Source organism: Pseudomonas umsongensis (genome assembly GCF_012647205.1).
Taxonomy (GTDB): domain Bacteria; phylum Pseudomonadota; class Gammaproteobacteria; order Pseudomonadales; family Pseudomonadaceae; genus Aquipseudomonas; species Aquipseudomonas umsongensis.
Map to the genome: position 1 here is coordinate 3,928,857 of NZ_CP051487.1, position 25,085 is coordinate 3,953,941.

21 protein-coding genes are annotated in these 25,085 nt (G+C 60.4%); 8 read left to right on the plus strand and 13 right to left on the minus strand.

The window, feature by feature from the left end:
- Nucleotides 1-45: 45 nt before the first annotated feature.
- The 10 genes from HGP31_RS17630 to tssB form a co-directional block, all read right to left on the minus strand.
- Nucleotides 46-486 carry a hypothetical protein gene (locus tag HGP31_RS17630; RefSeq protein WP_042955691.1) on the minus strand — a complete coding sequence of 147 codons (441 nt, stop codon included), beginning with the start codon at nucleotides 484-486 and terminating at the stop codon, nucleotides 46-48.
- Nucleotides 487-3,117 carry a hypothetical protein gene (locus HGP31_RS30575; RefSeq protein ID WP_168758303.1) on the minus strand — a complete coding sequence of 877 codons (2,631 nt, stop codon included), beginning with the start codon at nucleotides 3,115-3,117 and terminating at the stop codon, nucleotides 487-489.
- A gap of 28 nt (nucleotides 3,118-3,145) precedes the next feature.
- Entirely contained in the window at nucleotides 3,146-5,524 is a 2,379-nt protein-coding gene (locus tag HGP31_RS17640) for a type VI secretion system Vgr family protein (RefSeq protein WP_168758304.1), read from the minus strand.
- Between the two features lie 2 nt (nucleotides 5,525-5,526).
- The gene (gene tssH, locus HGP31_RS17645; RefSeq protein WP_168758305.1) at nucleotides 5,527-8,190 is read right to left on the minus strand and encodes a type VI secretion system ATPase TssH; all 2,664 of its coding nucleotides are present in this window, start codon (nucleotides 8,188-8,190) and stop codon (nucleotides 5,527-5,529) included.
- Nucleotides 8,191-8,328: 138 nt separating this feature from the next.
- Nucleotides 8,329-8,820, minus strand: a complete 492-nt coding sequence (locus HGP31_RS17650; protein WP_020798295.1) for an Hcp family type VI secretion system effector — start codon at nucleotides 8,818-8,820, stop codon at nucleotides 8,329-8,331.
- 34 nt (nucleotides 8,821-8,854) lie between these two features.
- Nucleotides 8,855-10,585, minus strand: coding sequence for an OmpA family protein (locus tag HGP31_RS17655; RefSeq protein ID WP_168758306.1), 1,731 nt, complete (start codon nucleotides 10,583-10,585; stop codon nucleotides 8,855-8,857).
- A gap of 1 nt (nucleotide 10,586) precedes the next feature.
- The gene (gene tssL / locus HGP31_RS17660; protein ID WP_168758307.1) at nucleotides 10,587-11,267 is read right to left on the minus strand and encodes a type VI secretion system protein TssL, short form; all 681 of its coding nucleotides are present in this window, start codon (nucleotides 11,265-11,267) and stop codon (nucleotides 10,587-10,589) included.
- Nucleotides 11,264-12,619 carry a type VI secretion system baseplate subunit TssK gene (tssK, locus tag HGP31_RS17665; RefSeq protein WP_168758308.1) on the minus strand — a complete coding sequence of 452 codons (1,356 nt, stop codon included), beginning with the start codon at nucleotides 12,617-12,619 and terminating at the stop codon, nucleotides 11,264-11,266. The genes tssL and tssK overlap by 4 nt, the downstream gene beginning before the upstream one ends.
- Nucleotides 12,616-14,178, minus strand: a complete 1,563-nt coding sequence (tssC, locus tag HGP31_RS17670; RefSeq protein WP_168758309.1) for a type VI secretion system contractile sheath large subunit — start codon at nucleotides 14,176-14,178, stop codon at nucleotides 12,616-12,618. Before tssC ends, tssK begins: the two co-directional genes overlap by 4 nt.
- A gap of 34 nt (nucleotides 14,179-14,212) precedes the next feature.
- Nucleotides 14,213-14,716: a type VI secretion system contractile sheath small subunit gene (tssB, locus tag HGP31_RS17675; protein ID WP_020798300.1), complete on the minus strand. Its 504-nt coding sequence runs from the start codon at nucleotides 14,714-14,716 to the stop codon at nucleotides 14,213-14,215.
- A 411-nt stretch (nucleotides 14,717-15,127) separates the two neighbouring features.
- On the opposite strand from tssB, the gene HGP31_RS17680 reads away from it, so the two are divergent.
- A complete protein-coding gene (locus HGP31_RS17680; protein WP_020798301.1) occupies nucleotides 15,128-15,868 on the plus strand; it encodes a hypothetical protein in 741 nt (246 codons plus the stop codon).
- Between the two features lie 34 nt (nucleotides 15,869-15,902).
- Here HGP31_RS17680 and HGP31_RS17685 read toward each other — a convergent pair whose 3' ends face one another.
- A complete protein-coding gene (locus HGP31_RS17685; RefSeq protein WP_168758310.1) occupies nucleotides 15,903-16,706 on the minus strand; it encodes a hypothetical protein in 804 nt (267 codons plus the stop codon).
- A 298-nt stretch (nucleotides 16,707-17,004) separates the two neighbouring features.
- Between HGP31_RS17685 and HGP31_RS17690 the strand changes: the two genes are divergently transcribed.
- Genes HGP31_RS17690 through argE form a run of 4 tightly spaced genes read left to right on the plus strand, consistent with a single transcriptional unit; the run spans nucleotide 17,005 to nucleotide 20,620 of the window.
- A complete protein-coding gene (locus tag HGP31_RS17690; protein WP_020798303.1) occupies nucleotides 17,005-18,315 on the plus strand; it encodes a flavin-containing monooxygenase in 1,311 nt (436 codons plus the stop codon).
- A 51-nt stretch (nucleotides 18,316-18,366) separates the two neighbouring features.
- Nucleotides 18,367-18,783, plus strand: a complete 417-nt coding sequence (locus tag HGP31_RS17695; RefSeq protein ID WP_008058648.1) for a RidA family protein — start codon at nucleotides 18,367-18,369, stop codon at nucleotides 18,781-18,783.
- Between the two features lie 11 nt (nucleotides 18,784-18,794).
- Nucleotides 18,795-19,472, plus strand: coding sequence for a DUF1028 domain-containing protein (locus HGP31_RS17700; RefSeq protein ID WP_020798304.1), 678 nt, complete (start codon nucleotides 18,795-18,797; stop codon nucleotides 19,470-19,472).
- Nucleotides 19,469-20,620, plus strand: coding sequence for an acetylornithine deacetylase (argE, locus tag HGP31_RS17705; RefSeq protein WP_151142588.1), 1,152 nt, complete (start codon nucleotides 19,469-19,471; stop codon nucleotides 20,618-20,620). The genes HGP31_RS17700 and argE overlap by 4 nt, the downstream gene beginning before the upstream one ends.
- Before the next feature lie 15 nt (nucleotides 20,621-20,635).
- Here the strand turns inward: argE and HGP31_RS17710 are convergent, their stop codons facing one another.
- On the minus strand, nucleotides 20,636-21,547 hold the full coding sequence (locus HGP31_RS17710; protein WP_020798306.1) for a LysR substrate-binding domain-containing protein: 912 nt from the start codon (nucleotides 21,545-21,547) through the stop codon (nucleotides 20,636-20,638).
- Between the two features lie 232 nt (nucleotides 21,548-21,779).
- On the opposite strand from HGP31_RS17710, the gene HGP31_RS17715 reads away from it, so the two are divergent.
- From HGP31_RS17715 to HGP31_RS17725, 3 genes are all read left to right on the plus strand, one after another.
- Nucleotides 21,780-23,195, plus strand: a complete 1,416-nt coding sequence (locus HGP31_RS17715; protein ID WP_020798307.1) for a purine-cytosine permease family protein — start codon at nucleotides 21,780-21,782, stop codon at nucleotides 23,193-23,195.
- A gap of 619 nt (nucleotides 23,196-23,814) precedes the next feature.
- Nucleotides 23,815-24,240 carry a hypothetical protein gene (locus HGP31_RS17720; RefSeq protein ID WP_020798447.1) on the plus strand — a complete coding sequence of 142 codons (426 nt, stop codon included), beginning with the start codon at nucleotides 23,815-23,817 and terminating at the stop codon, nucleotides 24,238-24,240.
- 67 nt (nucleotides 24,241-24,307) lie between these two features.
- Nucleotides 24,308-24,502 carry a PLDc N-terminal domain-containing protein gene (locus tag HGP31_RS17725; protein ID WP_020798446.1) on the plus strand — a complete coding sequence of 65 codons (195 nt, stop codon included), beginning with the start codon at nucleotides 24,308-24,310 and terminating at the stop codon, nucleotides 24,500-24,502.
- A gap of 30 nt (nucleotides 24,503-24,532) precedes the next feature.
- Here HGP31_RS17725 and HGP31_RS17730 read toward each other — a convergent pair whose 3' ends face one another.
- Complete coding sequence (locus tag HGP31_RS17730; RefSeq protein WP_007895886.1) at nucleotides 24,533-25,081, minus strand: cupin domain-containing protein; 549 nt, start codon at nucleotides 25,079-25,081, stop codon at nucleotides 24,533-24,535.
- Nucleotides 25,082-25,085: the final 4 nt, after the last annotated feature.

Consider the following 25,085-nt stretch of genomic DNA (forward strand, 5'->3'; position numbering starts at 1 on the left):
AAGTAGCTTCCAACGCCCTTTAACTGAACCCGTTTCAGACTGCGACTACCTCTCGAAATCCGCACAAAACTCTTTACGCACGAAATCTTTCTCCTTACAGGAGAGGTGATCTGCCAAACCATTTGAAAATATTATCTCGCAGGACATTACTATTTCACCAATAGGCTGAAGCGGTGTAACCCCAACCTCAAAAACAAGTTTCCCAGCTTTAAAAGCTCCAACTTTAAAATCCACCGCTGCATAATCATCTGCAATTTTCTTTCCATCTATCGAGCAGATATCTTTCTCGCCTAATATCTCCCCACCGCCTCCCGGAACTAAGCTTTGAACAATAAGGCAAGACTCCCCCGACAGAAGCAAAAATCGTACAAACAGCTCTCCTACATCTCCCGTACCAGCCATAATTACTCTTTTATAGTCATGTTCCTTAGCTTCAACCAGACTCACCGCACAAATTAGTAACACAAGGAAAATTGATATATTCATCTACAGATACTCCGCACGACGTTTAAACCTATCATCAGGAACACCTCCCCAATAAACCCGGTTGGATATGATGCTCCTCACCGCCCAAATATTGTTATCTACAAAAGGCTTTTGAATATAGGATCTTGAATTTGTGGTGTAGTCACCTCTGTAAATCAGATCAATTACAATATCCTGTACTTTGCCACTCACCTCATCCCAACGGAGCACACCATAATCAGCCTTATTAATATTTGAATTCGATATACGAATCACTTCTTTTTTCATATGATCGTAAACTAGCAAAAACAAGCAATATTGTTGCCACCTGTTAATTTGGTGTTTTCGTATTTCGTCCGAAGCATTGGCAATGTAGTCCCTCGCTGCGGCACCCTGTAGGCCTTTAGCACCAATCAGCCAAGATCGTAATGGCTCCTGAACGCCGGCATCATTAAGATCTCTTCCAGGATTAGGTCGTTGCCCTAGATCGTAACCACGTCCAATTGTTACGCCAGACACGCCACCTGGCCAATGAGCAACCCGGCTGAAGTATTTAGACAATGGATGTAGTTCATCATCAATGTCGTTCCCCTCTGCATCGAAAGTCAGTTGACCATAAGGGACTATCAGCCAGCCCAAATCGTCTTCATCGATAGCAGCACAGAAACTAGCAATCAGCCCAATCGGATGAAAGTGATAAACCTTCCCCCACGACGGCAACCCCACCTTCTCCGCCACCTCTTCCCACCAACTTATTTCCTTGATCCGCTCCTTCTCCGCCAACCAGTTCAAGTGCGGGGTCGAGCCGCTATGCCCGAGCATTTCATCCAGCACGTCCCAGACATGCGCCCGGTGAAACCACTCGCTTTCCTTGCGGATGATCATCTGCGCGATGGCTTGTGCCTGCGCGGGTACTCTGAGCGCCGCTTGCAGTTCTTCGGCGGTGATCTTGCCGTCGCGGTTGCGGTCGATGATGTCGAACAAGCGGCTCCTGATCGGCCCCCGGTCCTCGTCGTCAGCCAGAGTCTGGTAGCGTTCCAGCTGCGCTTCGCTGAAGCGACGCATGCCGCGCATGAACGAGGCCATGGCGTGGATGGGCCGGCCGTAGTCGTGCAGGACCTCGTAGCCTACCCAATCCCAGGGACTGACCCAGGGTGTGAGCCCCACGTCTTCGCGGACCCAGCCGTTGAGCGGGTTGCCATCGGCGTCGTGCAGCAGGTCCTTGAGGTGGTACCAGTTGAAGGCCCTTCGGTCCGGGGTGGCGGGTACGGCAATCCTGTCCTCGGCCGGCAGGCTCTCAAGCTGGCTTTTGGGGATCAGCAGGTCGGCGGCGCTCAGCGGGTCAGTCTTGCTCGGCACTGGCCAGCGCGTGACGTTCGCACCCTCGAGAGGCGCCATCACGGCGGTGCCCTTGGCCAGTTTCAGCCAGGTGCGTTCGCGGGCTGGCAGGCGCTGGGCCCAGGCGCGACTGGCCGTAATGAAGACTTCCACGTCTTGTTCGCTGAACGTTTCCAGGTGCAGCTTTTTTTCCGCTCGTTCGGCCCCTTCGCTGTGATAATCGCCGACGTGGCCGATCAGCGCGCCGGCCTGGATAGCGACGGGCGTGTCGAGCACTACGATCTGGTCCGTCGCCTGCGGTTCCATTGCGCTTTGCAACGAAGCGAACTGGACGTACTGCCTGACCCGTTCCAGTTTGCGAAATTCGCCTTCACCGCTGACGGTGACGATCGTGCCGTTGGGCAATTTGCTGATTTCCTGGTTGTGCAGGCTCGCTCCGGAACGCACTTTGAGCGCATCGCCATTCGTTTCGATGCGGTGCTCGCCGTCAACCAACGGATGCAGATAGCGGGAGGCGAGGTAACCGCGCAGCGAACCGTCGGCTTCGCTCAGGCTGGCCGGGCCCAGGCGGTTTTCCAGGCGGCGGTAATCGCCCTTGTCACTGATGATCACCTCGGCGCCGCAGGGCAAGAAGTCGGCGACCTTGCCGGACCAGGGGCGGTAGTACACGTTCAGGCCGCGCTGTTCAGGATCGTCGGGGTGGGGATCGTTCGCCGATGCCTTGACCCGATGCACTTCGCTCTCGGGCCAGAACCCAGGGCGCGCGAGGGTCGAATTTTTCTCATACTTCGCCCAATCCTCCAGGTGCATGTACAGGCTGTAGAAGATCAGGCTCGGCGGCTTATCGGTGCTGTTCGGGAGCTTCGGCGGCTGCAGGCGATGGCGCACCAGCACTAAGTTGCGCGAAAAGGGTTTCTGGACGGTCAATTTGTGGGCGTAGTAAGTGGTCTTCGGCGATTCGCGGTCGATGCGGTACGCCACCACTTCGCCGTCGGCCAGGCAGTGCACGGCGGATTGCTGCTTCAGGCCCGCGGCGGTGCCGCTATCGAAATGCACACCGCCGTGCCACAGGCCATTGCAGCCCAAAGGGTAGAAGCCGGCGGTGGCGTTAGCCAGATGGGTCAGTTGCTGCAACGGGTCGCGCGTGTCTTTGAACGGGTGGCACCAGTTTTTCAGGGGTGGCAATTGATCGGCTTTCGAAGCCGTCGTTGAGGGGATGGGCTGGGTATCGTGCGTTGGCCAGACCGGGGGCATGGCACTGGGGGTACTTGAGTCGTAGAGGCGTCCGAAAATCCAGTCGAGCAGCTTTGCCATGGTGTGTCGCTCCAGTTTTGCGAAAGAATCAGCCAGAGAAATCCGTACGGTCCAGGAACTGGACAGGGTGTTCAGACCGTTGAGATAGCGACGGCATTTGCCGAACCTGCTCGCCAGGCCCCTTGAACTCGTGATGCGCAGCCTTGGCCTTGTGATCCCCCGCCGTCCCCGACTCGATGCCACTCGCATCGAGGATGTAGTAGCTGCCGCCGCCATTGAGGGTGATTTTCTTTTTCGCAGTGATATGGACTTCGTCTTCGGTGCTGGTGATCGATAGCCCGTGGCGAGCCAGCAGTTCCATGCCATCGTTCTGCGCCTGAATTTTTACGGCGCCCTGATTGGCGATCAGCTTGATCCCCAGCTTGCGCACGAACAGGCTAAGGCCCTGGCCCACACCCATGAACAGGCGCTTGACCACGCTGATATCGGCTTGGCCCCCAGCGTTGAGCATCAGGTTGTCCTGCGCTGCCAGTTGCAGGTGTTGGCCGCTGGTGAGGGCGATGCCTTGCGGGGCGCTGAGCAGCAGGACCGAGGCCTTGAGCTGCTCCAGGTCCTGGCGCAGCAGGTTCAGTTGCGCGCTGACGTCCGCCGGATCGGCGTTGGCGGCCTGGGCGTCGACCGAGAGTTTTTGCAGTTGTTCGCCGGCCTGTTGTAGGCGTTCGAGGGCCGGACTCATTTCCAGCACCTGGCCCTGGGCTTTCGGTTGTTCATCGGCACTGATGAACAACCCTTTGCCCCCACGAATACTCCCCCAATCATCCGTTCTTAGCTCAAACCCTTCCCCGCGCTTCTGCTTCTTCGCATCCACCAGATGCCCCAAGTTCAGCTGACTCTTGCCGCCATATTCGGTGCTGAGCTTGACGTGCTCCTGCCCCCGCAGGTCTTCCATGCGCAGCTTGTTGTTCGCCGGCGTGCGCAGCACATTGCGGGTGTGGTCGCGCCTGCGCAGGGTCACGTGGTCCGGGTGTTCGCTGTCGTGCAGGGCGTGGGCGATGTAGGGGCGGTCCGGGTCGCCCTGTTCGAAAGCCACCGCCACTTCGGTGCCGGCGAGCATTGGCAGGTGCAGGCCGTGGGTGTCGCCGCCGTAAGGCCGGGCCAGGCGCAGCCAGGTGCTTTCCTGGCCGGGTTTCCAGGTGTCACGGTCGAACAGGAAGCGCACGCGGTAGCGGCCTTCGAGATCGATTTCGGCGTAGCGGTCGTTGCGCTCGGGGCTGCTCAGCCGTGCCGGCAGGGTGCCGGCGATGATCGGTTTGGGCGGGACCTTTGGGCGGAAGCAGACCATCTCGGCGTAGGGAATGGCTTCGAAATGCACTTCGATGTTGCGGTCGCGGGCGGCGCGGGTGCGCAGGCTGGTGATCACCGCGCCAGGGGCAAAGGCCTGGGGCGCGCCGGCGATTTTCAGCACCTGGCCCGGCGCCAGGGTGGCGCTGCTGCTGGCGCCGCTGAGATGGGTCTGGCTGTTGAGGTAGCGCTCGTGGCGCAGGCGCGCGTAGAAAAAGCCGCTTTCGCTTAGCAGGTCTTCGTCTTGGTCCAGTTTGTCACCGAGCACGCGATAGGGTTCGGCGTAGTGGTAGGCCTCGCCGTAGGTGCTGGTCGTGGTCCCGCGGGTCTGGTCGACCTCGCCATCGAGAAAGGCGCGGGCGTCAAGGGCGTGATAGGCGCGAAAGTTGATGGATTTTTCCACCACCTGGTGGCGGGTCTGCAAACCCCACACGCCGTCCTCACCGCTGGCGAAACCGGCCGGTGAGCGCAGTGGCAATTTCACGCCAAACTGGTAGTGGCGCTGGTCGTCGTGGAACTCGACGACGTCGATCCGCAGGCGGTCGTCATGCGTGAAACGGTACCAGATGCCGACCTCGGCCAGCAGCCGCTCGATGAACGCCAGGTCGCTTTCGCCGTACTGCATGACCTGCTCGCGCCGGGGGTATTCGCGCACCAATTGGAACAAGAAGTGCTGGCCGAGGAAATCGTGGCGGCTGCGCAGGATGTGCTCGACGATCTCCGGCGCCGACTGCTGCTGGTACAGGCGGTACTGACGGCCACGATCGAGCAGGGCAAGGCGCGGTTGCAGGGTGATTTCATAGCGCGCTTCGTCGCGGGAGGCGGACAGGCGCTGGAAGCTATTGACCATCCCATACAGGCTGCGCAACGGCTTGACCTCGGGCACTGGCAGGCCAGGGTAAGGAGGCTTTGCCGGCGGCGGATAGAGGCTGAAACTGGCGTCCTTGTTGAGCATCTTCTCGGCGCTGAGGTCTTGCTCGCTGCAGGTGAATTCGATGCGGTAGGTGAAGGGTTGGCTGAGGTGTTCTTCGCCTTCGAAGGCGAGGACATCGAACGCGGCGTCGAACCAGCGGATCGCGAACTTGTGGCGGGTGTGATTGAAGAAGATGCGCGTTTGGGTGCTCATGGTCAGGCCTCCTTGGCGACGCTTGGCATCGCTTCCCGGGAATCGATAAACCGCAGCGTGATGCCTTCATCGTCGCTGTAACCCAAGGTCACTCCCCGGGTTTGCTGATGGGCCGCCTGCCGCTGCAAAAGCTGCAGGCTAAGCACTGGCAAAATCTGCTGATTGAGCAAGCTGTCGATGTTGCGCGCGCCGGTATCGGGCAGCAGGCAGGCGGCGACCAGGGCTTGGTTGAGCGCGTTTTCGATCTGGCAGCTGAGGCCGTAGTGGCGTTGCAGGCGTTTGGCGACCTTGGCAAGTTTTTGCGCGACGATGCGTTCCAATGCTTCGACTTGCAGAGGGCGGTAGATCAGGGTCTGGAAGCGCGCGAGCAATGCCGGCTGGAAGTGCTCGCGCAACAGTGGCCGCAGCAACTCCTGCAGGGTGCTGTCAGGTGCTTCAGGATATTGCTGCACGCAGGCTTGCAGTTCATCGCTGCCAAGGTTGGAAGTCATGAGGATGACGGTGTTGCGAAAGTCGATTTCGCGCCCTTCACCATCACGCATGAAACCGCGATCGAAGACCTGGTAGAACAGGTTGAGCACGTCGCGGTGAGCTTTCTCCACTTCGTCGAGCAATACCACGCTGTAGGGGCGCCGGCGTACCGCTTCGGTGAGTACGCCACCTTGGCCGTAACCTACATAACCCGGTGGCGAGCCCTTGAGTTGGCTGACGGTATGGGCCTCCTGGTACTCGGAGAGGTTCAGGGTAATCAGCGACTGTTCGCCACCGAACAGACAGTCGGCCAGCGCCAGGGCGGTTTCTGTCTTGCCAACGCCGCTGGTGCCTACCAGCAGGAACACGCCCAAGGGAGCCTGCTCTTCGGTCAGGCCGGTCTTGGCCGCGCGCAGGCGCTGGGCCAGGGCGCCGAGAGCGTGATTCTGGCCGACGACGCGGTCACTCAATTGTTGCTCCAGTTCAAGCAGGCTGGCCTGTTCGTCCTTGAGCAGACTGCCCAGCGGCACGCCGGTCCAGTCAGCGATCACTTCGGCCACGCTGCGTGGGTTGACGTCCAGCGAGAGCAACGGCTGGCTGCCCTGCACCTTCGCAAGCTGCTGTTGCAGTCCAGTACAAAGCGAGATCTGCAGGGGGTCAGCCTGACGTGCATCAAGCAGTTGGCGGGTCAGGTCGAGTTCGTCGCGATACTGACGCACCAGCGCAGTGTGCTGGTCTTGCAGGTCGACCCGTTGCGCATCGATCAAGGCAAGGCGTTCGTCAACGCTGCAATCGCCGAGTTGTGCATCCTCTGCCAGTGCTTGTCGTTCAAGCCCCAGGGCCGCCAGCCCGGCCTTGAGCCTGACCAGTGCCTGGGGCTCGCAATCAAGGCTCATGCGCACCCGGGCACTGGCGGTGTCGAGCAGGTCGACGGCCTTGTCGGGCAGTTGTCGACCGGTCAGGTAACGCCGCGAAAGCGCGACCGCGGCCTGTACCGCCGCATCCTGAATGTGCACGCCATGATGGCTGGCGTAACGCGCCTTCAAGCCACGCAGCATGAGACAGGCATCGTGGTCATCCGGCTCGTCGACCTTGACCTTCTGGAAGCGTCGTTCCAGGGCGGCATCGCGCTCAAAGTACTGCTTGTATTCGCTCCAGGTAGTGGCGGCAATAGTGCGCAATTCGCCCCGGGCGAGTGCGGGCTTGAGCAGGTTCGCCGCGTCGGCACCGCCCGCCTGGTTGCCGGCGCCGATCAGGGTATGGGCTTCATCGATGAACAAAAGCACTGGGTTTGCCGATTGCTGCACGGCATCGATGACGTTTTTCAGGCGCTGCTCGAACTCACCCTTGACCCCGGCACCCGCTTGCAGCAACCCCAGGTCGAGAGTGCGTACGCTGACCGGTTTGAGGCTGTCCGAAACGTTGCCCTCGACGATGCGCAGCGCCAAACCTTCGACCAGTGCGGTCTTGCCGACGCCGGGCTCGCCAACCAACAGCGGATTGTTCTTGCGCCGACGACTGAGGATATCGATGACCTGGCGGATCTCATCGTCACGGCCGAACACCGGATCGATCTGCCCTTCCCGGGCCTTTGCGGTGACGTCCTGGGTGAACCTGTCCAGCACGGCCTGCAAGGCATCGTGGTTGCCGGAAGCGGATGAAGGCGTCGCCAGCCCATCAATCGAGACCGGTGCCTGATCAATGGCAGCCTCTTGCTGCACTTGGGGGCGCTCTTCGGAATGTTGATCGAGCAGCACGAACAAATGCTGCAGTTGGGTTTCGCTGATGCTGAACAGTGGCCAGGCTGCGTCACAAGCCAGCAGCTCGGGTGACTCCAGCAACGCGCCGAGCAAGTGGGCCGAGCGCAGCTGTTCCTGGCTGTCCAGCGATGCGCGCAGCCAGGCGCTCCTGATCAATTGCTGCAATTTGCCACACAGCTGCGGCTTGCCGTGCACGCTACGCTGTAGTTTGTCCAGGTGTTCAAGCAGTCCGCGCCAGAGCGCGTCCAGATCCCATTCGTAGCGACGGGCAATGAGCGTCAGGTCGCCCTCGCCCTGTTCGAATAATTTAAGCAACCAGTGCTCGATACTGATGTAGCCATGGGCGCGACTTTGGCACAGGGTCGCCGCCGCGCTCAGCGCCTGGGCACAGTAGGGATTGAGACGGCGAAGCAAGCGGGAGGCATTCTGTACCATGGGGGTACGTCCTTGTTTTGAGTGTGCGGTTGGTCATCGACGAGCCCGAAACTCGATGGGGCTGGCTGAGCGCCCGCGTTCGGACGCTCAACTCGGAAAATCGAACCCGCAGGCATGAGTACCTGCGAGCTCAGTGGGCTAAGCGCCCTGACGCTCGTCCCAGGCATCGGAGTGACTGAAGTTGCCCTCGGCGAACTTCCAGGTGATCTTCTCGTAACGCAACTGGACGTCTTCCAGGTGATTGTGTTTTTCCTTTGTCGGGTCCTTGATGTCGTGCATTTTCGTCACGACGCTCACGACCTTTACGTTTTCAAGCAGAACGGTGTAGTAAACGACCTCTTGGCCCGCGTCATCGATGCGATACCACTTGAACTCGGCGCTCTTGAACGTCTGTCCTTGGGACGCGCCCTTGAGCAAGTAGACGCTGGCAGCATCGATTTCCTTGGTGAACCTGAACGGCGTGTGGATCCGTGTGCCTGTCAGCTTGCCGGTGTTGTTGTCAGTGGGAATGGTCAAGCCATGATCCTGGGCCAGCACCTCGATGCTGCCCTGACGCCCTATCACATCGACCGAACCCTTGATGTCCGCATCGCCATCATTTTTCAGCCACAGGTAAACGGGAATTGCCATGTGAAGCTCCTTCTCTAAGAACATGAATGCCGCGTTAGGCGACAGGGGGTTGCAAGTCTGATCCCGCAGCAGGGAACACGCAGGCTCCCGGCTCCGGCACAAGACGAATATCGACACGGCGGTTAGCGCTTCGCCCGGCCTCGGTGTCATTGCTGGCGATGGGCTGGCTCGCACCGAAACCCTGAACCGCAAAGCAACTTCCAGGGATGCCGCCCATGTGCTGCATCCAGTCGTGCACGGCGGCAGCTCGGGCGCGGGACAACTGCAGGTTTTGCTCGGTGCTGCCGGTGGCATCGGTATGGCCGCTGATCACGATGAGCCAGCCAGGCTGGGCCTTGATGTCGACCAGGGCGTTGACCAGGATCTTCGTCGAGCCGGCTTTGAGCTGGGCGCTGCCCGTGTTGAACAGCGACAGGCTGTCCAGGCGCACCGGCGTTGAATTGCCCGCAAGTCTTGGCGCCAACAAAGGATGACGGTGACCGGCAATCGTCGACTGCAGCCGGATGCGCAAGCGCTCGCCTCGATAAAGGCCGAGTCCCAGCGACAAGGGAGCGCCGTGTCGGTAGTAACTGTCCAGGCGCAGGGCATCCTCGCGCAGCACCGTCAGCGCCTGCTCGCGCAGGATGTATTCAGGCCGTTCAGGTTGCCCAGTCACCGGGAGGGCGTTGTAACGACGCAAGTCGTCACTGACCTGGCGGACCAACAGGGTGTTCTGCCAGGCCGAGCTGGCCAACGCTGTTATCCCGGCAACGGCGAACAACCACCAGGCGATGACGCTCGCACGGCGCGAGGGAGCGCGTTGAGCCTGCATGGGAAGCAGCGCCAGCAAGGGATCGGGGAAAGGCATGGATATGCACTGCCCTGGCTCAGCTTGCCTGGCGTCAAGCAGTGCAACCTTGTTGCGCAGCCATTGTTGCCATAAGTTGCCCGTGACTGATTGCGCGAGCAGCGGTACGAAGGTGACAGCACAAACCTTCGGCAGACCGTCAGGATCGCGGGCATCGCGGGGCGACAAGTGAGGCAATACCGTGTGATCGAGCCATGCCACGACACTGTTCAGCTTTACGCTGGCGTGCATGCGGGCAGCGCGCGTTGCACTGTCTGAAGGGTGACTTTGCCAGTCGGCCAGGCTGGTGCAGGCTCCGGCCTCGCGTACCCTGGGGCTATCCTCTGCGTCCTCCCAACTGAACCAGACAGCCTCTGCGGTCGGGGCTTGCAAGTAAGTCGCCAACAGTAGCGGCAGCGCAATGTCGCCCTTTCGGACGATACCTAGCTGATAACGCAAAGCACGCACCCGTGCAGCCAGTACGGCGCTGTCGTCCTGCTCGGCCGGGTTGACGATGAACATGACGCTGAGCTGCCTACTCCATTCCGGGCGCAGTGTCATCAGGCCGGCGGTGAGCGTAGGCAGTTGCTCAAGCTCGGGTACCCGCACATAGCAACCCTGGTGGGTCGTGCGCAAGGCCAGTTGTTCCACGGGTGTCTCGCCGAACAACTCCACAAGACCATCGCCACAGACCAGCACCACTGGTTGGCGGTAGGCTGCCGGAGGCAACGATGTATTCTCGGCCAGGATCAATGATGCGCTCATTGACGTTGCACGGCGCCCCAGCCGGTTCCAGGCCACGACCATGACGCAGACGACGGCCAGAACAGCTGTTGCCCGCAGGCCCCAGGCCAATGGCACGACTATCAACAATGTCAATGACAGCGCGCCCGCCCACAACCAGAGACCGCGCATCTGGGCCAGGGTTATTGGCCTCATTTCAGGCCTCACCAGGCAAAACCGAGTTGAGGAGATTGGCCAACAGTTGGTCAAGCCCCCACCACAGACCGACGAAGAGCAGCCCTACAAGCAGACCATGGGCCAGCGGCGAATGTGGCCACAAGCGCATGCGCAGTCGCTGTCCGATCTTCACTGTTGTCGCCAGCGAGCGGCTGATTCCCAAAGGGGCGACCTGCGCATGGAAGGTGCTCAACAACTGCTCGCGCACAGGGTCGCCGCCATCGCGGTAACGCCCCTGGAAGCCCAGCATCAACACCCGATGGAACACTGTCAGCACCAGTGGATCAGGCGCAGGATCACGCAAGACTTCGCGCATGTCTTCATACAGGAACTCGCCGGCCTGGTGGCGATTGAAGAACTTCGCTTGCAAGGGCTCTTTCGTCCAGGCATCGCGAGCCTGCGTTTCGACACGGAGTACGGTTTCATCGAGCAAGGCGCACTGGGCATGGCTGATGTGATCGATGCTGCGCGGGTTCAGGCCTGCCAGCTCGAGCAACTGGCGAACATGCTCGACCTGCTTGACGCAAAGGTCCCACAGCGCCGTGCCAGCGAGCGTCGATGCCCCCTGGCGCAGTTCCACCACCAGCAGGTAGCTGTCCTGCAGCAACGCGTCGATATCCACCGTCAGTGCGGTAGGTTTTCTTGAGGCTTTCAGGTTCATGTGCGCAACACCGCAAAGAGTTCAAGTTTGACCTCGGCCAGCGTGCTCGGGACGTAGAAGGCGCAGACCCCCGCAGCCAGCACCGCCTGGCCCTTGGCGTGGTCGAGATCCAGGGCGAAATACTGGTTTTCCAGCCTCAGTGGAATGGCTGCCGGGACATGGCTGAGCGACTGCAACGGCACACCGTCGAGCGCGGCGTTGATCAGTTGATCGACTTCGTCAGGCGTGCCGATCTTGCACAAGCGCGGGAACTGGCTCTGCACCTGTGCTGCCGGCAAGCGGCAACGCACAGACAGATAAAAGTCGGCACCTTCACGCTCGCGCAGACGTGGATCATTGAGGCTGACCTTCCAGCGGTTGGCGCCGTCCTCCGCAAGCTCCAGGGCAATGACACGCGAAGGCAGGCTGGCCTCCAGCAAGGTGGAAACCAGGCGCAACAGCGGTGGAAAGACGCTTTCCAGATGCTCATGCCGGTAAGGCGGGATCTGCTCGATGTCGTGTTCCAGGGAAAAGGTCAGCAGGCCTCCGGCCAACTTGGCCAGCTCCCGATAGACCAGCTCGGGATGCTGTGCCGGATGGGTCTTGAGATCCGCCAGAATCGGCTGATAGGTGTTCAAGGCATTGAGCAGCCAGAACAGCGACACATCGGCTACGGCAAAATCGGCCATGCGCTGGTTGCTTTCACGCCGCATGCCCATCAACCGTTGACGCTTGGCGGACAACTGGGTCAGCAGGTTATCCAGCTGAGCCAGCAATCCCGAATGAGCCGCGAACTCGAGCAGTGGTGGCACATAAGCGCTGTCGAGGCCCCATACACCCTGCCCGTCCGGCATCAAGCGCGCGATTGGGCAGGTCAGGTAATCGGCGTTGTCGTCGTGGGCAAAGCGCAGGCTCAGCGCGTGTTCGAGCACGCCGATCTGTTGCAACTCGCCATCGTAGAAATCCTGCACATTGCGCCAGTCCTGCCGATAGCGCGTCGGTCGCTCGACCTTGGTGCTATCGAGCAAGCAGTTGTTGCCATTGGCCTGTTCCAGCGGCAAGGCCAAGAGCACCGTAGCGTCCTGAACTTCACCGGAAAGCAGGTGGGTCAATTCCAGAGCACAGGGCAAACGATCCACCAGATCGCTATCAACCAAGGTGCCATCAGGCATGCGCAGGCATAACTGCGTGGCCTTGAGCTTGCCCAGGCGCAGGGCCTCCGTATCAAACGCCACCGCCTGAACCCCCCAGGGGTGGACCAGAAACAAATGTGCCAGGCGATCGTTGGACCAGGCTTCCCAGCGTGCCTGTTGCTGGAACTGCTGGGGGCACAGCAGTGCCCCCGCAGACCATACGGGACGGTCGATTTTCAAGACCTGGATTCCCCGCGAACGGTATCAGCCTTGCGCTTGGGCATCTGCGATACCAGCGAAAGGTTGACGTCCATGCCCTCCACCTGGAAGTGCGGCACGGCGTACAGCTTGACGCGGAAGAAGCCCGGGTTGTCCTCGATGTCTTCCACGGTGACCTTGGCGTCACGCAGCGGGTGCGAGGCCTGCAGGTCGTCGCCCGGGTCGGTCATCTCGGTGACCAGCCCGCCAATCCACTTGTTCAGCTCCAGCTCCAGCAAGCGCCGGTCCTTGGTGGTGCCGATGTTCTCGCGCTGGATCAGCTTGAGGTAATGGGCAATGCGCGACAGCAGGAAAATGTACGGCAGGCGCGAATTGATGCGGCTGTTGGCGGTTGCATCGGCGGTGTCATACAGGGCGGCTTTCTGGGTCGAGTTGGCGGAGAAGAAGCACGCGTAGTCGCGGTTCTTGTAATACGACAGCGGGATGAAACCGAGGTCGGCGAATTCGAATTCGCGAGTCTCCGGGATCATGACTTCCGAAGGAATCTTCACCTGGTTGCCGGTGCCCAGGTCATAGAGGTGGATCGGCAATTCGGTGACTGCGCCGCCCGACTGCGGCCCGCGGATCTGCACGCACCAGCCATTGGCAATGAAGCTCTTGACCATGTTGGCGGCAAAGGCGAACGAGGCGCTGGTCCACAGGTACTTGTCGTGGTCCGGGCCCTTGACGCTCTCGACGTAGTTGAAGCTGCGCACCGGAACGGTGTCCGGCCCATAAGGCAGGCGCCCCAGGACACGGGGCATGACCAGGCCGATGTAGCGGGCGTCGTCACTGTCGCGGAACGCCTTCCATTTCAGGTATTCGGCACGGTCAAAATAGTTGCCGATGTCCTTGATGGCGGCCACTTCTTCCATCGAGCGCTTGCCGAAGAAGGCCGGGCCAACCGTGCCAATGAAGGGCATGTGCGCGGCGGCCGCGACTTTGGAAATGTTGCGCAGCAGGGCGATATCCTGCGGCCTGCAATCGAACTCATAGTTGGAGATCGCGGCGGCAATGGGCTCCCCGCCGGGAGTGTCGTACTCCTGGGTGTAGGTATGCATGTACAGGCCGCTTTGCGCAATTTCCGGTGCATCGTCGAAATCCTGGACCAGATGCTCCTTACTGATATCGAGCAATTCAATGCGCACGTTCTGACGAAAATCGGTCTGGTCGACCAGCGACTTGACCCCACGCCAGGTTGACTCCACCCGCTGGAAATCGGGGTGGTGCATCACGGCATCGAGTTGCCGGCTGATTTGCGCATCCAGGGCTGCAATGTGTTCATCGAGCAGGACTTTATCCAGGCGTTCGAATTTCTGCGAAGACTGCCCCAGCAGTTTCAGAAATACACTGACAGCCGCCGTTACTCGCTCATCGGCGGACACTTCGGAGAGCGCCTCGGTATTTTGAAATACTTCGATACTACTCAGGGTTTCGACCGGACTGAGATTGATCTTGCCAAACAGTGCGCCATATACGCCTCTTTCTTCGGACAACACTGTAGCGTCGCGCGATTGCACGTTAGAACTTTCGATGGACATTAAAGTAACTTCCCTTTAAACGAACCGAAGTGGATTAACGATTTTCTTCCGGTACCAACGTGGCCAACTCGGCGCGCAACTCGTCGCTGAGCGCATCATCCTTGAGGATACGTTCCAGCTCATGACGAAAGGTGGCGTTGTCCAGCAGATTCGACTTGAGGTCACGCAAGAGGTTGCGCATGGCCAAAAGCGCGCGCAGATGCGGGATTTGCCGCGCCACCTGCTCCGGCTCGAAGTCCTTCATGCGCTGGAACTTCAGCTCGACCGAGGCGTCGCCAGCGTCATCGACCAGGGTATTTTCCACGGCCACTTTCAACACCGGAGTAAACTCCGCCAAGACGCTATCGAAGTTGTTTTTGTTGATTGAAACCTTGCTTCGGGCTGATAAGGGGCGCTGTTCCCTGCCATTGCTGTAGTCACCCATGACCATCAGCTTCAGCGGTAATTCGACTTTTTTCTGCGCACCGCCGGTATGCAGGTCGAGTTTTATGTTGACCCGTGCCTTTGGCACTTCGTTCTGAAAGCTGCTTGAAGCCATAACCCCTCCCGTTTTTTCGTGATAACCACTTCCTTGACAATAAAATTGCAAGGACTACGTTCGACAAGCCTAGACAATCAAACAAGAAAGATGTCGAGGTTATTTGGAAATTCAGTTTCAATTTAAGTCTGTCCTCAGGACATATTTAGGCATCCTACAGCATCAATGAAGTATCCTACTTTCAACTTTTCTCACCTCAAATGCACTTTAGGAAATTTCGCACTTAGATGCGGAAAAAAGCCTACAAACCAATCGTAATAACGTTTGATACAACCCCGATACCCGCCTGTAACGCCAAGACACTTGGGCACCCTGCCCCATGCGCCTAGATTGAAAGCCTCGATGGACCGACCGGCTTGACCGCTAGCGGCCCATCGTCTGCCCGACACACCACCAAGGAAGAGGGAAACCATGAGCAAATCAATCGCTGTCAGCCAACAAAGCCAGCAGCTTCACAATGATGTGCAAGAAGCCGTCAAGTCGATCATGGGTGCTGCCACTGCGCTGAAATCCACCGATTACGGTCGGGTCTTGAGGTCCGCCCTGGCGGCTTCGCAAAAAACCGTAACCATTGAAATTGCCCCAGACGACCTGACCCAGCTGAAGAAGTCCGGCTACAAGCTGTGCTTCGCCAAGAAAGTCGGTACTGCCGACTACAACGTGGTCTGGCAGTCCTACTCCGCCTACCTGAGCAATAACGAATTCAGCTGGACGCCGCTGTATCAGCTGTTCGCCACCAACGTGTTCCAGGAAAACGTACAAGTCAAAGTCTCGACCAATGTCGTCAATATCGGTTTGGGGCAAACCTCGACACTCGATGAACACGGCTTGCTGAGCCCGGCAGTCACGGGCGGGCCCGAAGTTTCCGTGACGTTCGTGAACAACTTCGCGCCGATCCATCCGGGGATCAACCAGTTGTCCACCGGCATCGATGGCAATCAGGTCAGTACACCCATCTACGTGGCCGTCAATCGGGTGGTCACCGGCAATACCGTACTGACTCCCGTGGAAACTATCCTCGTATGGTTCGAACAGGATGTGCAGACCAGTACCATGTTCAGTACCTCACGCTCAAAGGCGATCGAAATCGACCTGACCTTCGATAACACCGCAGGTCGCCTTTACGAAGGCGGTCAATGGAAAACCGTTTGATGAGCGCAGCGGGGGCAACCACGCGTTGCCCCCTCTATTCATCGAATGGAGCTTGGGCAAAATAACCCGCTAGCGACAGGCAGATAGAGGCTGCCAGATCCTCCTGGGTAGCAATGCCATAGGGCTGATTGCGATCAAACTGGGCCGACCAGCGAATCCGCCCCTGCGCCGCATCCACCAACCGCAGCGATGCCCGAACCCGTGCCGGCTCGACCCGCACGCTGCCCTCCAGGCAATAGCAGTAGCGGCCGCCACGCCGGGCATTCGTTGTTTTCACACTGCTGCGCGGCATCCTTATCAATACATGGTTGCCACTGGTCTGTGCCTGCTCGAACGACTCGAACAGGCGACAACTGAGCTCCTCGCACAGGCCACGCGTAAAGTCATCGCCCTCGCGGGTAATGCAGGTAAAGGGCTGGATCTGCAAGACAGGGTGGTACGCGGCCCCTGCATTGGGGCGCAGTCGCTGATAGGCCAGGCGATAACAACCAGGCGCAATGCTCAGTCGCACCGGTTCCTGCTGCCCCACCGTGGCGTAATGGCTGGCGAGTTTGCGCCGCAACCGCCCCACCTGCACCCGCACCACCGGATCGTCACCGGTGCAATACACCGCCGGATCGCGACGAAACACGGCGATACCGATGGCGTGTTCGGTCAGGGGAACATGGGCCGATTGCAGGTCGTGTTCGACCAGAAACCGCAACAGACTGCCCATGCGCCGGGACCTGGCGAACAACGGACTGGCCAGCAGCAACGCCAGCACCCGCTCCATCTCTTCAGGATCGAGCGGCACGGCAGTACCCTCTGCACTTGCAGGACCTGTGTGCTTGATCACCATTGCCTGCCTCCGTGCAGATTGCCGACAATCGCTTGCCCCTTCCGGGCCCTGGGCAGGCCAGTACGTGGCAAGGTCGAAGCTTAGCAGCCGTGATGGAATGGGCAGCGATTGCAGGGTGCCGGCCGACGAACGTTCAATCCCACCCTCGCCAACCCCACGCCGCAAACGCTCTGCATCAGTTATTTATACTCAAATGCCAGCTTAATAATATTTTACCGATATCAGGCTGATCCCTAGTCTTGAGCCCAAGAAATGGCAGGTCGACATAGACCTTAATCCAACTTCGAAGGGCAAAGAGATGACCATTGATAAAACAATAATAGATACCTTGATTGTTGGCGCCGGCCAGGCCGGCGTCGCCATGAGTGAACACCTGAGCAAGCTCGGCGTGCCGCACCTGGTGCTGGAGCGCAACCGTATCGCCGAGCGCTGGCGCACCGGCCGCTGGGATTCGCTGGTGGCCAATGGTCCGGCCTGGCACGACCGTTTTCCGGGCCTGGAATTCGACGATATCAGCCCCGATGGTTTTGCCCCCAAGGAGCGCGTGGCCGATTACTTCGAAGCGTATGCCCGCAAGTTCAAGGCACCGATCCGCACCGGTGTGGAAGTGAAGAAAGTCGAACGCAATGTCGGCCGCCCGGGCTTCACCATCGAGACCTCCCAAGGCGTGATCGAGGCCAGCCGCGTGGTGGCTGCCACGGGGCCCTTCCAGCGTCCGGTGATCCCGCCGATCGCCCCCAAAGATGCACAATTGCTGCAGATCCACTCCGCCGACTATCGCAATCCCGGACAATTGCCCGAGGGCGCCGTGCTGGTGGTGGGCGCAGGTTCCTCGGGGGTGCAGATCGCCGATGAACTGCAGCGCTCGGGCAAGCAGGTCTACCTGTCGGTCGGCGCCCACGATCGGCCGCCCCGCGCCTATCGCAATCGCGATTTCTGCTGGTGGCTGGGCGTGCTCGGCGAATGGGACCAGGCCGCCATGAAACCCGGCCGCGAACACGTGACCATCGCCGTCAGTGGCGCCCAGGGTGGCCGTACCGTGGATTTCCGTGGCCTGGCGCATGCCGGCATGGTGTTGGTGGGCCTGACCCAAGCGTTCAATGGCAGCGTGGCGACCTTCCAGCCGAACCTGGCGGAGAACCTGGCCCGGGGCGATGAAAACTACCTGGCCTTGCTCGATGCCGCCGATGCCTACATCGAACGCAATGGCCTGGACCTGCCGGAAGAACCCGAAGCACGTCATACCTTCCCGGAGCCGGACTGTGTCACCCAGCCGATCCTCGAGCTCGACCTGGCCAAGGCCGGCGTGACATCGATCATCTGGGCCACCGGTTTTGCCGTGGACTACAGCTGGCTGAAGGTCGACGCCTTTGACGACAACGGCAAGCCGCAGCACCAGCGCGGAGTGTCCAGCGAACCTGGCGTGTATTTCCTTGGCCTGCCCTGGCAGTCCCGCCGTGGCTCCTCGTTCATCTGGGGCGTGTGGCATGACGCCAAGTATGTGGCCGATCACATCGCCATCCAGCGCACCTACCTCGAGTACCGCGATGCTGGCCAACGCGAGGCCGAAAACGCCCCGGCCGCTAACAAGACAACCGTCAGCGCTTGATATCTGCCCGGCGCGTGAACCGCGCCGGCCCCCATACCTCAGGAGTTTTAAATGACTACGCCAACCCATACCCGCATCCGCATGTTCAACACCAAGGAAACCTACCCGAACCAGAGCCTGGACAACGACCTGTGCCAGGCCGTCCGCGCCGGCAATACCGTCTATGTGCGTGGCCAGGTCGGCACCGATTTCGAAGGTAACCTCGTTGGCCTCGGCGATCCGCGGGCACAGACCGAGCAAGCCATGCGCAACGTCAAGCAACTGCTGGAAGAAGCCGGCAGCGACCTGAGCCACATCGTCAAGACCACCACCTACCTGATCGACCCGCGCTACCGCGAACCGGTGTATCAGGAAGTGGGCAAGTGGCTCAAAGGCGTGTTCCCGATTTCCACCGGGCTGGTGGTGACGGCATTGGGTCAGCCGCAGTGGCTGATGGAGATTGATGTGATCGCGGTGATCCCGGAATAAGGAGCACAGCCATGACCTTTTCCATCGCCGCCCGCTGCCCCGAAACCGGCCAGTTCGGCATCGCCATCAGCTCCTCGAGCATCGCCGTCGGCGCGCGCTGCCCCTGGTTGCTGCCCGGTGTGGGTGCCGTCTCCACGCAAAACATCACCCTGCCCTCCCTTGGCCCGGAAACCCTCGCCTTGATGGAGCAAGGCCTCGCACCTGCGGAGGCCCTGGACAAGGTGCTGACCCGCAACGGCTACAGCCAGTACCGGCAGATCACTGCCATCGACCACCTCGGCCGCACCGCGCACTTCAGCGGTGCGCAAACCCTGGGCAAGCACAATGCGGTGTCCGGCGAGCAATGCGTGGCGGCCGGCAACATGCTCGCGGCCCCCGGCGTAATCGAGGCCATGGTCAGCGCCTTCGAACAGGCCGAAGGCCATCTGGCCGACCGTTTGCTCGCGGCGATGCAAGGCGGCATGGCGGCCGGTGGCGAAGCCGGGCCAGTGCATTCGGCCGCGGTGCTGGTTGTCGGGGAACTGACTTGGCCGATCGTCAACCTGCGGGTCGACTGGGCCGATGAAGACCCGATTGGCCAGCTGCAAAAACTCTGGCAGGCCTACCGTCCGCAAGTCCAGGACTATATCGACCGCGCCCTGGCGCCCGACAGGTCCCCTGGCTATGGTGTCGCCGGAGACGATCGATGAGCGCCAGCCGCGATCTGCTCGCAACGCTGGTGGCGTTCGACACCACCAGCCGCGAATCCAACCTGCAGCTGATCGAGTTTGTCCGCGACTACCTCGCAGGTTTCGATGTGCCGTGCCAACTGGTCTACAACCAGGAGCGCAGCAAGGCCAATCTGTTTGCCACGATCGGCCCGGCGGACCGGCCAGGCATCGTGCTCTCGGGGCACACCGACGTGGTGCCCGTCGACGGCCAGCCGTGGACCGTCGCGCCGTTTCAGCTCACCGAGCTGGGGGGCAAACTGTACGGTCGCGGCACGGCGGACATGAAGGGCTACATCGCCTGCGTGCTCGCCCTGGTGCCATCGCTGGTGCAGGCCTCGTTGCGACTGCCGGTGCATATCGCCCTGTCCTACGATGAAGAAGTCGGCTGCCTGGGCGTGCGCTCCCTGCTCAAGGCCCTGGAACAACGACCGGTCAAACCCATGCTGTGCATCATTGGCGAACCCACCGAACTCAAACCGGTGCTGGGCCACAAGGGCAAGCTGGCGATGCGCTGTGACATCCACGGTCACGCCTGCCATTCGGCCTACGCCCCGCTTGGGGTGAATGCCATCGAATACGCGGCCGAGCTGGTCAGTGAACTGGGGCGCATCGGCCAACGGCTCAAGGCCCCCGAACTCCATGACGCGCGTTTCGATCCACCGTTCTCCACGGTGCAGACCGGCGTGATTGGCGGCGGCAAGGCCTTGAACATCGTCCCGGCCGACTGCCGCTTCGACTTCGAGGTTCGCGCCCTGCCCTCACATGACCCGCGCCGGGTGGCGCAGGAACTGCAGGCCTACGCCGAGCAGCAACTGTTGCCGCGCATGCGCGCCGTGAGTGAGCACAGCGAGATCCGTTTCAGTGAATTGTCGGCGTACCCCGGCCTGGCCACCGATGCCCGCAGCGAAGCCGCTGAATTGATCGCGGCGTTCTCCGGCTCTCGGGATTTCGGTACGGTGGCGTTCGGCACCGAGGGCGGCCTGTTCGACGCGGCGGGAATCCCGACGGTGGTGTGTGGCCCCGGCAGCATGGAGCAAGGTCATAAACCCGACGAGTTCGTCAGCCTGGAGCAACTGCATGGCTGCGATGCCATGCTGCAACGGATGCTGCTGGCGATCGGCAACTGATGGCTGGCCCGATGCTCAGGTATAGAGCCGGGCCAGTTCTTCCTGACAGTAGTCCACGAACAGCTGCACCGGCTTGGTCAGCTGCGCCCTGCGCAACCACGCCGCTGACAACCCGGAGCCGGTCACGGCTTCGGCCAGCGGCACGCACACGACTTTTTGCCCGTCATAGGTGTATTCGGAAAACGGTTTGGTCACCAGGATCGAAAAGCCGAAACCCCGTCCTACCATCCCCCGGACCATTTCGATCGAAGGCGAACTGAAGACGATATTCGGCGTCAGCCCGCGCTCTTCGAAGATGCTCACGAAATAGGTTCGGCTGGGCACCACATCCAGCAGGATCATCGGCTCCAGCACCAGGTCGTGCAGCGAAACTTTCGCCTGCTGCGCGAAGCGGTGGTCCGCGGGAAGCAAGGCGTAGGGTTGCTGCGGCGGCATCAGTGCCACCGTCTCGATCGTGCTGTCCAGGTCGTGTTCGAAGACCATGGCCATGTCGATGCTGCCGGCGGTCAACGCTTGCACCAACTCCTGCTGCTCGCCATCGCGAATGCGGATTTCCACCCCCGGCCAACGTGCCTTGAAACCGGCGATCAGGCGCGGCAGGTACAGCGGCGCCACGGTTTCAAAACAGCCGATATCGATCTGCCCCGCCACCACGTCATTGTCCGCCAGGGCATTTTGCTCAAACTCATGGGCGACCCGCAGCAGCTCCTGGGCCTTGCGGTAGAACCGCGAGCCGCTCGGCGTCAGTGAAACGCCCTGGGCGTGATGTCGGATGAACAGTTGCACGCCAAAACTCTCTTCCAGGTGCTTGATCGCCGTCGACACCGATGGTTGCGCGATATAGAGCTTGCGCGAAGCCTCGGCCACGCTGCCGCAGTCGGCCGTGGTGACGAAATATCTGAGTTGGCGCAGGTTGTAAGCGGCCATGGGGACCTCCGGAAAGTCAAGGAATCGACAGCGCCCACAAGGGTTTTGCGTCAAGGCTGAACATACCGGAGGCGAGCGCAGCCACGGCATATATTTTTTAAGGTTTGAGGCAACAAACTTACTAATTTATCTATCCCGATCCATTGCACATGATCGCTCCAACAAGAAAAGCGTCGTTCGCGCGACGCTCACCGAAGTACGTCCACGTACTCACTTTGCCTTGGAGTTCATCATGGTAACCACTGCAGCAACGAGCGCCCCGCTCATCGAGAAACACACGATCGGCTACGTGCCGCCGCAAGATCGTCATGGCAAGACCCGAGACCTGTTCACCCTGTGGTTCGGTGGCAACATCGCCCCCTTGCCCATCGTCACCGGCGCCCTCGGCGTGCAGATGTTCCACCTGAACCTGGTCTGGGGCATCGTCGCCATCCTCGTCGGCCACTTGGTCGGCGGCGTGCTGATGGCCCTGCACTCGGCCCAGGGACCGCAGATGGGTATCCCGCAGATGATCCAGAGCCGCGCCCAGTTCGGTTCCCTGGGTGCCCTGCTGGTGGTGCTGATCGCCGGCGTCATGTACATCGGCTTCTTCGCGTCCAACATCGTGCTGGCCGGCAAATCCCTGCACGGCGTGGTTGATAGCGTGCCGGTACCGGTGGGCATCGTCATTGGTGCCCTGGGTTCGGGCATCATCGGCATCATCGGCTATCGCTTCATCCACGTGCTCAACCGTATCGGCACCTGGGTATTGGGCATCGGCATCGTGCTGGGCTTCGGCTACATCCTGACCCACGTGCAGACTGACGATTTCCTCACCCGTGGCGGTTTCAACATTTCCGGCTGGCTGGCAACGGTTTCCCTGGCCGCGCTGTGGCAAATCGCCTTCGCGCCCTACGTGTCCGACTACTCGCGCTACCTGCCGGCCAACGTGCCCGTGGCGGCCACCTTCTGGACCACCTACCTGGGCACAGTGCTCGGTTCCAGCCTCTCGTTCGTCTTCGGCGCCGTCGCCGTACTGGCCACGCCAGTCGGCATGGACACCATGGACGCGGTCAAGCTCGCCACCGGTTCCATCGGCCCGCTGATGCTGGTGCTGTTCCTGCTCAGCGTCATCAGCCACAACGCACTCAACCTCTATGGCGCCGTGCTGTCGCTGATCACCCTGGTACAAACCTTCGCCTACCGCTGGATCCCCACCGCCAAGAGCCGCGCCGTGCTCTCGGTCATTGTGCTCGCGGCCTGCTGCTTTGCCGCCGTCGGTGCCTCCGCTGACTTCATCGGCCACTTCGTCGACATGGTGTTGGTATTGCTGGTGGTGTTGGTGCCGTGGACAGCGATCAACCTGATCGACTTCTACGCCATTCACAAAGGCAAGTACGACATCGATTCGATCTTCCACGTCGATGGCGGTATCTACGGTCGCTACAATCCGCAGGCGCTGCTGGCCTACGCGATCGGCATCGTGGTGCAGATCCCGTTCATGAACACGCCGCTGTATGTCGGACCGATTTCCGAGCACATCAACGGCGCGGATTTGTCCTGGTTGGTGGGCCTGTTGATTACGTCGCCGCTGTACTGGTGGCTGGCCAATCGTGACAGTGCGTACAAGCGACGGTTGGCGGGTGGGAAGCTGGCGGCCAACGTTTAATCGCGCCGATAACCCGCATGATGAAGCCCCGCAGATTTGTAATTTAGATTGGGTGTATATCCGTTGCTGCGGTAACGGCCACCTAGGGTTTCGCTCTTACAGCGAGTCACTTGGAAAAACGGAACGCCGCCCGGCCCTAAGTAACCAAGGGCTCTTGCCCCTGGCGTTCGGTGGCTCGCTAGGGCTCGCCATACCCTCGCTCCGGTCCTGCTCCGTGGGTCGCCGCGATGGGCCATCCATGGCCCAGCGCGGCTAAACCGGCATCCTTGCCGGTTTACCCACTGCGCAGAACCTCCACTCGGCCTCTCGAGGGGGCAAGAAAATCAAAAGCCAGATCAAGATCAAACGCGAAAGCGAGGCGGCCTGACAGCCGACCTGATTTCGCGGATGTACTCATCCCTCTGTAGGAGCGAGCCTGCTCGCGAAAAATGTCCAGACAACGCGTTCATCCAGACAGGGCGCGTTATCGTTGACGTCCATCGTCGGAACGCCGCCCGGAGCATGCTCGCTCCTACAGGGTCCCTTGAAATGAAGGGAACCCCGTACCTCATCGCGTTTTCAAATCTCTGTCGGCGCCACTTCCCGATCAGGCAAAGGCGCCATTGCAGAGGAAATCCCGATGAACCGTCGACTTCTGCTCCTGATCGCCAGCCTCGTTCCCGGCCTGGCCGCTGCCGAAGGCTGTGACGTGCTGACGCGATCGCAAAGCGCTGCCGTCCCCGTGGTCGAAACCCACAGCTGTTATGAATACGAAGGCATGCCGGTCAATGCCATCGATTGGTCCTGCAGCAATGAGAGCAAGGACATGCTGGCCAGCACCAAGAAAAAGGTCGAACAGTGCGCCGATCACTATCAAGCCTCCTGCGTCGCTACGCTGACCCAGGAATCCCTGGCCAACCCACATTCCACCAGCAAGGACAAGAACAGCACGTCGCTGAACATTCCCGACAGCGCCAAGGTCACCACCTATTACTACGATGCGCAGCACATTGACCAGGCCAGGATCGATTGCGAGTCCGGTGGCGGACACTGGAAAGCCAGGTAGCGGCGAAAATTAAATGAACCCCGCGATTGCACGGCCACCTAACTGACTGACTATCAGGAGGTGGCTCATGCAAATAGAAACGCTATGGATCGTATCGGCGGCAGTGCTGCTGGCGCTTGAACTGTGGGCGATCAACCGGGTGCGCAAAAGCGCAGGGAACGCCAGCAACAAAGGGGTATGGATGGTGCTGATCGTGTTTGTACCGTTGATTGGCCTGGTACTGTGGGCCCTGGCGGGGCCCAAGCACGTTGCCCAGGCGTAATGCGGCGATTGACGTCCTGGGGCCGGTTCGTCAGAAGTTCGCCGGGGTGTTCGCACTGATGATTTCCGCCTCATCCGCGCCGATGTTCCTGAACCGGTGCGGCAAGGTCGTGGGGAAATAGTACCCGTCACCGGCATTGAGCACGCTGATCTGCCCGTCCACCGTCAGCTCGACGGTGCCACGGGTGACCAGCCCGCACTCCTCGCCTTCTGAGTGCACGATCGGCTCTTCGCCGGAACTGGCACCCGGCGCGTATTGTTCGCGCAACAGACGCATCTGCCGACTCGGCACGGACGCACCGATCAGCAGCAGCCGCAGGCCGTGGCGGCCGAGGTCCGGCTGTTCGTTGGCGCGAAAGACGTATTGATGCTCGCGCGGTGGCTGATCGAAGGTGAAGAAGTCGGCCAGGGACATGGGAATGCCTTCAAGCAGCTTTTTCAGCGAGCTGACGGAAGGACTGACGCGATTCTGTTCGATCAGGGAAATGGTGGCATTGGTGACGCCGCTACGCCGGGCCAGCTCGCGCTGGGACAGTTTGTAGCTTTCGCGTACTAATTTGAGTCGTGAGCCCGTGTCCATGACA

What these genes read in the sequence shown, in the direction of transcription:
- HGP31_RS17685 (WP_168758310.1), bottom strand. Translation starts at nt 16,706, where the DNA reads ATGGTGATCAAGCACACAGGTCCTGCAAGTGCAGAGGGTACTGCCGTG.
- HGP31_RS17640 (WP_168758304.1), bottom strand. Translation starts at nt 5,524, where the DNA reads ATGAGCACCCAAACGCGCATCTTCTTCAATCACACCCGCCACAAGTTC.
- tssL (WP_168758307.1), bottom strand. Translation starts at nt 11,267, where the DNA reads ATGAACCTGAAAGCCTCAAGAAAACCTACCGCACTGACGGTGGATATC.
- HGP31_RS17715 (WP_020798307.1), top strand. Translation starts at nt 21,780, where the DNA reads ATGGTAACCACTGCAGCAACGAGCGCCCCGCTCATCGAGAAACACACG.
- HGP31_RS17710 (WP_020798306.1), bottom strand. Translation starts at nt 21,547, where the DNA reads ATGGCCGCTTACAACCTGCGCCAACTCAGATATTTCGTCACCACGGCC.
- tssC (WP_168758309.1), bottom strand. Translation starts at nt 14,178, where the DNA reads ATGTCCATCGAAAGTTCTAACGTGCAATCGCGCGACGCTACAGTGTTG.
- HGP31_RS17650 (WP_020798295.1), bottom strand. Translation starts at nt 8,820, where the DNA reads ATGGCAATTCCCGTTTACCTGTGGCTGAAAAATGATGGCGATGCGGAC.
- HGP31_RS17630 (WP_042955691.1), bottom strand. Translation starts at nt 486, where the DNA reads ATGAATATATCAATTTTCCTTGTGTTACTAATTTGTGCGGTGAGTCTG.
- HGP31_RS17695 (WP_008058648.1), top strand. Translation starts at nt 18,367, where the DNA reads ATGACTACGCCAACCCATACCCGCATCCGCATGTTCAACACCAAGGAA.
- HGP31_RS17730 (WP_007895886.1), bottom strand. Translation starts at nt 25,081, where the DNA reads ATGGACACGGGCTCACGACTCAAATTAGTACGCGAAAGCTACAAACTG.
- HGP31_RS30575 (WP_168758303.1), bottom strand. Translation starts at nt 3,117, where the DNA reads ATGGCAAAGCTGCTCGACTGGATTTTCGGACGCCTCTACGACTCAAGT.
- tssB (WP_020798300.1), bottom strand. Translation starts at nt 14,716, where the DNA reads ATGGCTTCAAGCAGCTTTCAGAACGAAGTGCCAAAGGCACGGGTCAAC.
- HGP31_RS17655 (WP_168758306.1), bottom strand. Translation starts at nt 10,585, where the DNA reads ATGAGGCCAATAACCCTGGCCCAGATGCGCGGTCTCTGGTTGTGGGCG.
- HGP31_RS17725 (WP_020798446.1), top strand. Translation starts at nt 24,308, where the DNA reads ATGCAAATAGAAACGCTATGGATCGTATCGGCGGCAGTGCTGCTGGCG.
- HGP31_RS17700 (WP_020798304.1), top strand. Translation starts at nt 18,795, where the DNA reads ATGACCTTTTCCATCGCCGCCCGCTGCCCCGAAACCGGCCAGTTCGGC.
- HGP31_RS17690 (WP_020798303.1), top strand. Translation starts at nt 17,005, where the DNA reads ATGACCATTGATAAAACAATAATAGATACCTTGATTGTTGGCGCCGGC.
- HGP31_RS17680 (WP_020798301.1), top strand. Translation starts at nt 15,128, where the DNA reads ATGAGCAAATCAATCGCTGTCAGCCAACAAAGCCAGCAGCTTCACAAT.
- HGP31_RS17720 (WP_020798447.1), top strand. Translation starts at nt 23,815, where the DNA reads ATGAACCGTCGACTTCTGCTCCTGATCGCCAGCCTCGTTCCCGGCCTG.
- argE (WP_151142588.1), top strand. Translation starts at nt 19,469, where the DNA reads ATGAGCGCCAGCCGCGATCTGCTCGCAACGCTGGTGGCGTTCGACACC.
- tssH (WP_168758305.1), bottom strand. Translation starts at nt 8,190, where the DNA reads ATGGTACAGAATGCCTCCCGCTTGCTTCGCCGTCTCAATCCCTACTGT.